5 protein-coding genes are annotated in these 10,730 nt (G+C 73.4%); 1 reads left to right on the top strand and 4 read right to left on the bottom strand.

Translation table 11 applies throughout. From position 1 onward, the window contains the following. Positions 1–151: 151 nt before the first annotated feature. Together ACFZB3_RS03505 and ACFZB3_RS03500 are read right to left on the bottom strand one after the other, a co-directional pair. The gene (locus tag ACFZB3_RS03505) at positions 152–3,508 is read right to left on the bottom strand and encodes a lectin (RefSeq protein ID WP_391368930.1); all 3,357 of its coding nucleotides are present in this window, start codon (positions 3,506–3,508) and stop codon (positions 152–154) included. Positions 3,509–3,834: 326 nt separating this feature from the next. Next, positions 3,835–4,431: a TetR family transcriptional regulator gene (locus tag ACFZB3_RS03500; RefSeq protein WP_391368927.1), complete on the bottom strand. Its 597-nt coding sequence runs from the start codon at positions 4,429–4,431 to the stop codon at positions 3,835–3,837. A 227-nt stretch (positions 4,432–4,658) separates the two neighbouring features. On the opposite strand from ACFZB3_RS03500, the gene ACFZB3_RS03495 reads away from it, so the two are divergent. After that, a complete protein-coding gene (locus ACFZB3_RS03495) occupies positions 4,659–5,822 on the top strand; it encodes a cytochrome P450 (RefSeq protein WP_391368925.1) in 1,164 nt (387 codons plus the stop codon). 74 nt (positions 5,823–5,896) lie between these two features. On the opposite strand, the gene ACFZB3_RS03490 is transcribed toward ACFZB3_RS03495, so the two are convergent. Together ACFZB3_RS03490 and ACFZB3_RS03485 are read right to left on the bottom strand one after the other, a co-directional pair. After that, entirely contained in the window at positions 5,897–8,839 is a 2,943-nt protein-coding gene (locus tag ACFZB3_RS03490) for a hypothetical protein (RefSeq protein ID WP_391368922.1), read from the bottom strand. Between the two features lie 2 nt (positions 8,840–8,841). Further along, positions 8,842–10,689, bottom strand: a complete 1,848-nt coding sequence (locus ACFZB3_RS03485; RefSeq protein ID WP_391368919.1) for an HSP90 family protein — start codon at positions 10,687–10,689, stop codon at positions 8,842–8,844. Between the last annotated feature and the right edge of the window lie 41 nt (positions 10,690–10,730).

The following is a 10,730-nucleotide window of genomic DNA, read 5'->3' as shown; positions in this document are numbered from 1 at the left end:
GCCCCACTACACCGGGCGGGGCGCCTGCCCAACTCCATCCCCCCCCCGCACCCCCACCCCCCGCCCCCCCCCCCGGGGGGGGGGCGGGGGGGGCCCCCCCCCCCCCCCCGCGCCCGCCCCCCCGCCCCCCTCGTCCGTGCCGCCGTACGTCCTACTGGCCGAAGCCGTAGGCGAACAGGTGGTCGGTGCCGGAGGAGCCGGTCACCGGCAGCGTCACCGACGCCACCTGCTTGGACGGATCCAGCGCGACCTTCGTCGCGAAGACGTAGGTCTTCACGCCGTCCCGGCCCCCGCTCCCGGTGTTCCGGTAGGCGGTGGTGACGGCCGTCGTGTCGGCCGGCAGCGGCTTGCTCGGTCCGCCGTTGAGCGTCCAGTCCGAGAAGCCGACCGTCGCCCGGGAGGTGGTGCCGTCGGTGTAGGTGACGGTCAGCGTGCCCGAGACCCCGCTGCCGTCGGTCGGCGCGTTGACCGCCGCGCCCAGCAGGCCCAGCGACGACCCCGAGGTGCCGGCCGGCATCGGGATCGTCTGGCCGGCCATCTCCAGGTTGTCGAGCTGACCGGACGTCACCGTCGGCCAGGTGTAGGAGATTCCGTCCACCGTGAGGGTGGAGCCGCTGGTGACGCCGGCCGCCGACAGCGCGTTCTGCGAGTAGGCCCAGCCGCCCCCGTCGAACCCGCCGGAGTAGGTGGTGCCGTCGGGGTAGATGCCCTCGTTGGTCGCGTACGGCCACAGCGCGCCGGGCTTGGCGACGGCCACCCGGAGGGCCGCCCCGGACAGTGCCGTACCGGTGCCGTGGTCGGTCAGGGCGAAGGTGACCGGGTACGTCCCCTCGTCCGCGCCGGCGGTCACATGGACCTTCGCCTCGGCGCTGCCCGAGGCGGGCACCGTCAGCGAGCCGGAGGCCGTGTCCAGGGTGACCCCGGAGGGCGCCGTCGCCGTCCAGTCGACCGTGACGGCCTTGCCGCCGAGGTTGGTCAGGTCGAGGGTGGCGTCCTCGCCCGCGCCAGGCTGGAGGACCAGGCCGTTGCTGGGACCGGTCGCCGCCAGCACCCGGCCGCCGCCCGTGGTGTCCGACGGCGGCACTGCCGAGGGACCGGACGCCCAGGAGGTGTTCGGCTGGGTGCCGAGCGTGTAGTCGAGCGTGCCCGCGCCCTTGAACTGCTGGAACGTCAGCCAGGAGGCGTTCCACGCCTTGCCCTTGACGTTCAGCGACTGCACGTACGGCGCGTCGGGCGCGGCCTGCGGGGCGTTGATCCGGACCGTCTTGCCGTTGCCGAGGGTCACCTGGGCGACCGGGAACGCCGGGCTGCCGAGGACCAGGGTGTCGGTGCCTGGGGTCTCCGGGTACATGCCGAGCTCGGACCAGACGTACCAGGAGCTCATGGCGCCGAGGTCGTCGTTGCCGAACGAGCCGACCGGGGCGTTGAAGTACAGGCCCTGCTGGGCCGCGCGGACGGCCGCCTGGGTCTTCCAGGGCTCACCTGTGTAGTTGTACTCCCAGGGGATCTCGACGCTGGGCTCGTTGCTCAGGTCGGCGTCGGTGCCGCCGGGGCTGGTGATGTCGTCGAGGAGGCTGTCCAGGTAGGACGAGTACGCCTTGGCGCCGCCGCGGGCCTGGATGAGCTGTTGCAGGTTGAAGGGGACCATGGGGGTGTACTGGGCGGAGGTGCCCTCCACGAAGCCGTTGGAGGTGCCGGGGGTGAAGCCGCCCGCGAACTGGCCGTCCTTGTTCTTCGCCTGCATGTAGCCGGTCTGCGGGTTGAAGACGTTCATCCAGTCCTGGGCGCGGGTGGCGAACTTCGTGTAGACGTCCGTCTTCCCGAGCGACTTCGCGAAGGCGGCGAGGGCGTAGTCGGCGCTGTCGTACTCCAGTTGGGTGGAGACGGGACCGTAGAAGTTGCAGCAGTTGTAGTCGTTCTCGTCCAGCGGGAGGTAGCCCTTGGCGTCCCGCACCGGCTCGCCGGGGCGGTCATTGTTCGGGACGGTGGCCTCGTGCTGGAGGGCGGCGAGGGCCTTGGCCGTGTCGAAGTCCGTGGCGCCGAACGCGTACGCGTCGGTGATGATGCCGGCGGCCGGGTCGCCGACCATCACGTAGCTCTCGCCGTTGTTAGAGGCCCACTTGGGCAGCAGGCCCGTCTGGTCGTAGCCGTTGAGCATCGAGGTGACGACGTCACTGGCGACCTTGGGTTCGACCAGCGCCATCAGCTGGGTCTGCGAGCGGTAGGTGTCCCAGCCCGAGTAGTTGGCGTACTGGGCCTGCTGGCCCTTGGCCAGCTTGTGGACCTGGTTGTCCATGCCCATGTACTGGCCGTTGGCGTCGGAGAAGACGTTCGGGTGCAGCAGGGCGTGGTAGAGCGCGGTGTAGAACTGCGCCTGCTGGTCGGCGGATCCGCCGCCCACCTGGATCTTCTTCAGCACCGCGTTCCAGGCGTCGTGGTTGGCCTTCTCGACGGCGCCGACGTTCCAGTTCCTGATCTCGGTGGTGAGGTTGCCCGCCGCGTTGGCGTCGCTCGTGTAGGAGATGCCGACCTTCGCGGTGACCGTGGTGTTCGAGGAGGTGTCGAAGGTGAGGTACATGCCGTTGGCGCCGGTCGTGGGCGGCTGGGCGGCCTTGGCGGCCTTGGCGGCCTTGGACAGCCGGAAGGCGGCGCCGGCGCTCGGGGCCGCGGAGGCGGTGGCAGAAGCCTTGGCGCTGCTCCCGTGGACCGTCGGGGCCGGCTTCGCCGGGACGGTGAAGTGCTTCTCCTTCAGCGGCTTCGACGTGGACTTCTGCGGGGCCTGGACGACCTTGCCCGCCTTCAGCGACTTCGCGTCGGGGGTGATGGTGCCGCCGACCCAGGTGCCGCTCGCCGCGAACGGGCGGTCGAACTTGATGTCGAAGTGCAGCGTGTACCGGTTGCTCGCGCCGCAGAAGTGGCCGCTGTCGATCGCGCCGCTGATCTCCTTGCTGTTCACCACCTGGACGCGGGTCCCGTCCACCTGGGTGGCGCCCCCGCTGAGCTTGAACAGCAGGTTCGCCTGCTGGCCGGCGGGGAAGGTGAAGGTGCCCAGGCCGGCGCGGGTGGTGTCGGTCAGCTCGGTCTTCACGCCGCTCGCGTCGGTGACCCGGTACGACCCGAGGGCGGCCTGTTCGTCGGCGTGGCTGAAGCCCACGGACGTGCTGCCGAGGTCGCCCGAGAGCGCGCCGGTCACCGGCAGGACGGGCAGGTCGCCCGCGACCGGGCAGCCCGGCCCCGAGACGTGGGTGAGGCTGAAGCCGGAGATCTTCTTGTCGGCGTACTCGTAGCCGCCGCCGTCGGGGCGGTTCGGCGTCGTGTCGGGACCCCACTGCACCATGCCGGCCGGCATGTCGGGGCCGGGGAAGGTGTCCACCGCGCCGGAGGTGCCGATGAGGGGGTTGACGAGGGACGCGGGGTCGGTCACGAGGGCCGGCGTGCCGGCGCTCGCGGCCAGGGCGCTTCCGGTCGCCGTGAGCGGCAGGGCCGCCAGGCCCAGGACGCAGAGCACGGCAAGGCGCCTGCGGAATCTCTCTCGGGTGGGGGGTGGTGCGGCTGGACGTCGGGATCTCACCATCGGTTGCCTCCGCAGCAGTTCGTGCTTCGCACATCAGGTGTCGGCGCGCCGAAAATCACCGGAATGCCGGCGACAGGCAACGAATCCGGTCGCTCCCACGGCCTGACAACGTTGCCATGCACGAGAGTCGAGTGAAACGCCTGTGCTTGCGGCGTGTCAACGAGCCCAACAGGACTTTCTGGGCGCGAAGTTCACGGAGAGGCGTACGCCGGGCTCAACGCCGGTGTCGCTTGCGGGAGTTACGACGCCCGGCAACGCCCCTACAGCCCCCGGGTGACCATGCCGAGCGCGTCGGCGAGCTGTTCGCGGTGCCGGCGCAGCGCCTCGGGGGTGACGCCTTCGCCGGCCACGGCCCGGGCGAGGTCGTCGGTCGCCACCCCGAGCACGGCGTTCATGGCGGCGGCCCGCATCCGGACGCCGAGCAGACCGGCGGCCCCGCCCGCGCGTTCGGCGAGCACTTCGGTGAACGTGTCCTCCGCCTGCTCCCGGAGCACCAGGTAGACGGCCCGCAGCGCGGGTTCGTCGTGGGTCAGCCGGATCACGGTGAGGACCGCCTCGGCGTCCCCGCCGGACGACGGGTCGAGTGCGGGCCGGTACGCGGCGCGCAGGTGCTCGGTGAGGTCGGCGCCGGGCGGCCAGGCGCGCAGCACCGTCCGGAAGGCCGCGACCGACTGGGTGAGCAGCGGCTCCACACAGCTTTCCTTGCTCGGGAACCAGCGCCACAGCGTGCGTTCCGAGACGCCGGCCGCCCGCGCGATCTGCTCGCCGGAGGTGGCGGCCACCCCCTGAGCGGCGAACAGCCGGACCGCGTGCCGGGAGATGTCGAGGCGCTGCCGCTGCCGTTGCCGGTCGCTCACCGGGGGCCGTCCCCGGCGGGGCGCTATCGGGCCACTGTCCACCGTCACGTCCTCCATCGGGCGATCCAACCACGCCGGGGCCGCGGGGCGACTGGCCGAAAACATTATTGGCAGTGACTGACAATAAAGTGTTACGGTCGAAGTGCCGGAAGATCGCGTTCCGAGGTCCGGGAGGGACCATGAACGGTGCCGCCGAGCGTTCCCGACTACCCTTCGCACGGCCGAACGTGCTCGATCTCGCACCCGTCTACGCGGTGCTGCGCCGGGAGGCGCCGATCACGCCGGTCACCACACCGGCCGGGGATCCGGCCTGGCTGGTCACCCGTTTCGAGGAGGTCCGCGACCTCCTCGGCGACAAGCGGCTCGGCCGCTCCCACCCCGAGCCGGAACGGGCGTCCCGCATCACCAGCGCCGCGGTGCAGGAGGGTCCCTCGGGCAACTACGCCACCGAGGAGGCCGACCACACCCGGATGCGCCGGCTGTTGACCCCCGCCTTCTCCGCCCGGCGCATGGTGATGCTCTCCGACCACGTACGGGAGCTGGTGGACGGCTGCATCGACCGGCTGCTCGCCGAGCGGGCCGCCGCGCCCGACGGGGTGGTCGACCTGCATGCCGGGCTGGCCTTCCCGGTGCCCGTCGCGGTCATCTGCCGGCTGCTCGGCGTGCCCGGGAGCGACCGCGAGCACTTCGCCTCGCTGTCGGAGCGGATGGCCGACTTCGCCATCGGCGACGAGGCCGAGCGGGCGCGGGACGAGTTCAACGACTACATGACCGCTCTCGCCGAGGCCAAACGCGCCCGGCCGGGCGAGGACGTCATCTCCGACCTGGTGCGCGCCCAGAGCGCGGACGCGGACTTCGACTACTCCGAGATGATCAGGCTCTGCGTGGGGCTGCTGTTCGCCGGCCACGAGACCACCGTCAACCGCATCGGGCTCGGCACGCTCTTCCTGCTCACCCGCCCCGACCAGTGGCGGGCGCTGACCGCCGACCCGGCCGGCCGGGCCAACGCCACCGTCGAGGAGATCATGCGGCTGGGCGCGCCCGGTGACCTCGGACTGCTGCGCTACGCCCACACCGACGTCGACGTCGCCGGGGTCACCATCCGCAGCGGCGACGCCGTGATCCTCTCGATCAACTCGGCCAACCGCGACGCGTCCGTCTACACCGACGCCGAGACGTTCGACCCCGACCGTCCGGAACGCAACCACCTCGGATTCGGCCACGGCGCGCACTTCTGCATCGGGGCGAGCCTGGCCCGCACGGAGCTGCGCATCGTCTTCGCCGCCCTGGCCGAGCGGCTGCCCGGTCTGCGGCTCGCCAAGGACGTCGACGACCTCGCGATGCGCACCACCCTCACCGGCGGGGTCCGCGAACTGCCCGTGACCTGGTGAGGGCACCGCACGGACCGGGGCGTGGGCGCGGGGCGGGGGGGGGGGGGGGGCCCGGCCCCCCCCCCCCCGCCGGGTCATCCCTCGTCGCGCAGCCGGGCCGCCAGGCTGGTCAGCGGCTCGGTCTCCTCGGTGTGGCCCACGGCGGTGAGCCGGGAGACCGCCCCGTCGAGGCGGGCGAGGGCGGGCTCGGGGCGTTCCAGGTAGAGGCCCTCGACGAGGGCCGCGAGCCGGACGCACTCGGCCCACTCGCCGACGTGCTCCCGGTCGTGGGACTCGGGTTCGGGTTCGCCGAGGAGGGTGAGCGCCTTGTCCAGCGCGGTCAGGGCGGTCTCGTACTCGCGGGCGTAGGCGTTGACCCGCCCGTGTTCGTAGGCGAGGGCGCTGTCCAGGTCGCGGCCCCGGGCCTCGTACCCCGCGGCGCGGGCCTCGTCGGCGATCCGGCCCGCGTCGGCGAGCAGTGCGAGGGCGTCGGCCAGGCCCTCGGCCCCCTGCTGCTGGGCCTGGAGCCGGGCGAGTTCGCGCAGGCAGCTGCTGAGCTGCTCGTAGCGGGGGGTGACGGCGTGCACGGCCAGCGCCTGGCCCGCGGCCTCCCGGGCCCGGCCGAACTCGCCGGACTCGGCGAGGATCACGGCGGTCTCCACGGCGATCATGGCGTGGCTTGCGGGGTCGTCGTCCCAGCCGGCCGACTCGGCCGCCAGGGCGGCGTACTCCGCGGTGGCGGCCTTGAGGTCCTCCCCCGCGTGCAGCGCGCGGGCGCGGCTCAGGCGCAGTTGGGCGACGAGCCGGTCGTCCACCTCCCCGGCGGCGATGTCCGGTTCGGCCAGGAGGGAGTCGAGCAGCGCGATGCAGTCCTCGACACGGCCCAGGTCGAGGCTGAGCTGGGCCGCGTTGCTGTAGGTGCAGAACGCGTCGATCCGGCTGCCGCGGCGCAGTTCCAGCTCCGCGGAGCGGGTCAGGTGCCGCAGCGCCTCGTCGGGGCGGCCCAGCCGCATGGACGCCTCGGCCAGGTCGCTGTGGAGGCGGGCGACGCCGCCGGCGTTGGACGGCCAGCCTGCCGCCAGTCGCAGGCCCTCGGTCAGGTCCGCGTGCGCGGCCTGCGCGTCCTTGAGGCCGAGCCGGATCCGGCCGCGCAGGGCGAGTGTGCGGGGCAGGTGCCAGGCGGGGCCGTCCGCCTTCAGCCGGTCGAGGAGGGCGTCGAGCTCCGTGATCGCGGCGGGCAGGTCGCCGGAGACGGCGTACGTGCTGGCCCGCAGCAGGTGGGCGCCGGCGATCTGGCCGGCGATGTCGTGCCGGGTGGCGAAGTCGAGCAGCAGGTCCACCTCGGCGAGGACCGGCGCGCTGTGCTCCGCGTTCCTCGACGCCTGCAGCCGCATGCCGAGCGCGGTCGCCCGCAGCCGCAGCAGCCGCGCCTCCTGGTACGGGGCGAGGCCGGCCGTCTCCTCGTGCAGCCGGACGAGGGCCTCGTGGGCGGCGGTCAGCGCGGCGGCCTGCTCCTCGGCCCCGTCGCCGTGCCCGCCGGGCAGGCCGCCCGCGGGCAGCAGCGCACAGGCCCGGGCGAGCGCCGCGTGGCCCGGTGCCCCGGCCTCCTCGTACAGGCCCGCCGCCTCCTCGTACAGGGCGGCCGCCTCGGCGAACTCCTCCTTCTCGCCCGCCCGGCCCGCCTCGTCCTCCAGCAGGTCCGCGCGCAGCCGTACGAGCGGTCCCACGGCCGGGTCGTCGGGGTGGACGTAGCCGGGGGCGGCGGCGAGGGTGCGCAGCCGGTCCCAGCAGGCCACCGCGTCCGGATGCCCCTCCTGGTCCAGCTCCCGTGCCCTGGCGACGAGTTCGGTCAGGGACTCGGGGACGGCGGCGGTGCTGCGGGCGATGACGGGGGCGGCCGCCGGGGCCACGTCGTCCAGGCCGCGGGCGCGCAGGGTCAGTTCGAGCGCGTCCAGGAGGGGGGCGCGGTCGAGGCGGGCGCGGCGCCGGGCGGTGTGGGCCGTGGTGCCGTTGCGGGCGTCGAAGCGGGCGGCGAGGTCGTCGGCGCGGCCGCGCACCTCGGCGCGCAGGCCGGCCACCGTCCAGGTGCGGCCCGCGTATCCGGCGGCGGGCAGCCCGCCGTGGCCGAGGAGTTCGACGCGCTGGAGGAGGACCTCGACGCCGGTGAGGAAGCCGAGCAGGTCCAGCGGCGAGTCGACCTCGTCGAACAGGTTCCGGTTCTCCGCGAGGAGTTCGAGACCGCGTGCCTCGTTGCCGGTGAGCGCGCAGAACTCCAGGTGCCGGCCGACCTCGCCGGACATCGAGGGGTTGCGGCGACAGGCGCGGTAGCCGGTGAGGTGCAGTGCGCGGGCCTCGTCGGTGCGGCCCGCGCGCAGCAGCGGGAGCAGCGCGTACGAGACGGAGCGGGCGGGCTCCTCCTGGCAGGACTCCTTCCCGTCCAGGACGGGCTCCCAGGTGCGCAGCGCCCGCTCGTCGTCGTCCGCGGCCAGGTGGTACAGGGCGCGCTCGCAGATCTCGCAGGCTTCGCAGTCGCTTAGCTCGGTACGGGCCCGCCCCGCCCACAGTTCGTAGGCGAGGTCGGCGTCCTCGCCGACGTGGCCGGCGAGCCGGTAGGCCTGTGCGTAGTAGGGCTGGAGCGCGAGGCCGGCCTTCTCGTACCGGTCGCGCATCTCGGTCAGCCACTGGCGCAGGCTCGCCAGGGGTATCTCGGGGAGCGCGACCAGGGCGTTGGCCACCCACTTGAACCGCCAGAACAGCGTGTGCCGCAGCCGCTCGTCGAAGACGTCGGGCTGCTCGTCGAAGAGGGTGAGCAGGCGGGCGAAGACCACGGGCGACTTACGGGGTTCGGAGCCGTAGGTGTACGCCTCCTGGAGTTCGAGGAGCGCCTGGACGAGCGGCCGGGGCTCCGCGAACTGCTCGGCGGCCTCTGCCAGTTCCTCGGCCGTGACGGTGCGGGTACGGCCGTAGGGGCGCCGGTCGTTCTCCTGGAGCGCCTGGTACAGCTCGTCCGTGTTCTGGGGATGGGGTGCGGTGGGCATCGTCAGCTGTCCTTGCGGAGGGCGTGGGCGAGGAGTTCGAGGAAGGAGCGGTTGATGAGGCTCGACTCGGCCGGCCTGAGGGGGCGCCGGGACAGCATCGCGGCCTGCCCGTAGAGGGCTTCGGCGCTGGTGCGGGCCAGTTCGGGCTCGTCGATGGTGACCGCGGTGCGGACCAGCGGGTTGAGCTGGTTGAGGATCAGCTGGGCGCGCGGGGCCTCCTGGCGGAGGTGGCCGAGGATGTCGCCCCACACGCCGCCCTGCTGCTCGCGGGCGAGCTGGGAGCGGGTGCGCTCGTGCCGGGCCTCGCGGCTGTCGAGGAGGAGGGCGGGGGCGGAGGCGGGCTGGAAGGTGCGCAGGGCGACGTCGCAGTCGAAGACGGCGAGGGCGTCGCGGGCCTGCGCGAGGTAGGCCGCGGCGGCGAGTTCCGTCTCCCGGTCGACGGTGTCGAGGTGGGCGGTGAGGGTGCCCGGGTCGAGGTCGGCGACGGCGACCTCGGGCCTGATCTCGGGCAGCCGGTGGACCAGTTCGCGGTCGTAGGTGTAGCCGCCGTTGACGACGCCGAGCCCGGCGGCCGCGGCGATCGCGGCGACCTGCCGGAACTCCTCCACGCTTGAGGTCACGAGCACGGTGCGGTGGGTGCGCGCGAACTCGTCCAGCGTGGCGTGTCCGTCGGTGGTCTCGAACGGCAGCCACGGCAGCAGCATGCGCAGGATCTCGTCGTCGTGCACGGCCAGCGACTTGACGGCCAGGTGGTGGGTCTGGAGGAAGCGGCCGAGCAGGTCCGGGTCGCTGGCGGCGGTCCGGGCGATCCAGGCGCGCAGCCGTTCGGCGAGGGCGTCCCGGACCGCGGCGAGGGTGTCGTCCTCGTACAGGGACTCGCGGGACGCGGTCGGGCGCAGGCTCTCGGCGTCGAGGACGCAGCGGACGAAGAACGCCCACTCGGGGAGGATCTCCTCGGCCTGCTCGGACAGCAGCATGCCCTTGACGTGCACGCGGTGGCCGTGGCGGCGGCCGGCCGGCACCGCCTCGGGGAGCACGCACGCGATGCCCTTCAGGCCCACGGCCGGCAGGTCCAGGTCGATGGTGTCCAGCGGCGTGAAGCCGAAGATCTCCTCGCCGTAGGCGGCCAGCGCGCGGGCGCGGGCGCCCGGCGTGGGGTAGCTGCGCGCCCAGGGCGCGGGCTCGGGATTGACGGGTGCGGCCGGGCCGCCGGTGCCGCCGTCGAAGGTCACCGGGTGGCGCAGCAGGGAGCCGAAGTGCCGTGCGAGCGCCTGAACTTGGACCGGCCTGGTCCACTCCCCCGCGTCGGCGCGGGGCGTGAGGGTGACGGTGGTGCCGGGCCGGGTGCGGGCGCCGGCCGGCAGGGCGCGGACGGTGTAGCTGCCGTCGCCGCGGCCCCGCCACTCCACCGCGGGGGCGTCGGGGGTGCGGGCGGACCGGCTGACGACGTGGATCTCGTCGGCGACCAGGAAGCAGGAGAGCAGGCCGATGCCGAACTGGCCGATGAAGTCGGCACGTTGTTCGGCGACCTGGTCGGCCCGCTTGCTGCTGCGGCCGATGGTGGCGAGGAAGGTGTGCACGTCGGCCTCGGTGAGACCGACCCCGTCGTCCTCCACCCGGACCACCGAACCGTCGGCGTACAGGCGGATGCCGAACGCGTCGGCGGGGGCGCCCGGTTCGAGGCCGTGCCGGGCGGTCAGTGCGTCCACCGCGTTCTGCAGGAGTTCGCGCAGGTAGACACGGGGGCTGGAGTAGAGGTGGTGGGAGAGGAGGTCGACGAGGCCGCGCAGGTCCACCTGGAAGGTGCGGTCGTCGCCGGCCGGGCTCGCGGGGGTGTGGGGCAGAGTCATCAAGGCGTCCGGGGTGGGGTGGTCGAGGGCTGGCGGGAAGG

Origin of the sequence: Streptomyces sp. NPDC008092, assembly GCF_042957285.1 — a bacterium.
Classification (GTDB): Bacteria; Actinomycetota; Actinomycetes; order Streptomycetales; family Streptomycetaceae; genus Streptomyces.
This window is presented reverse-complemented; position numbering and strand designations above follow the sequence as displayed.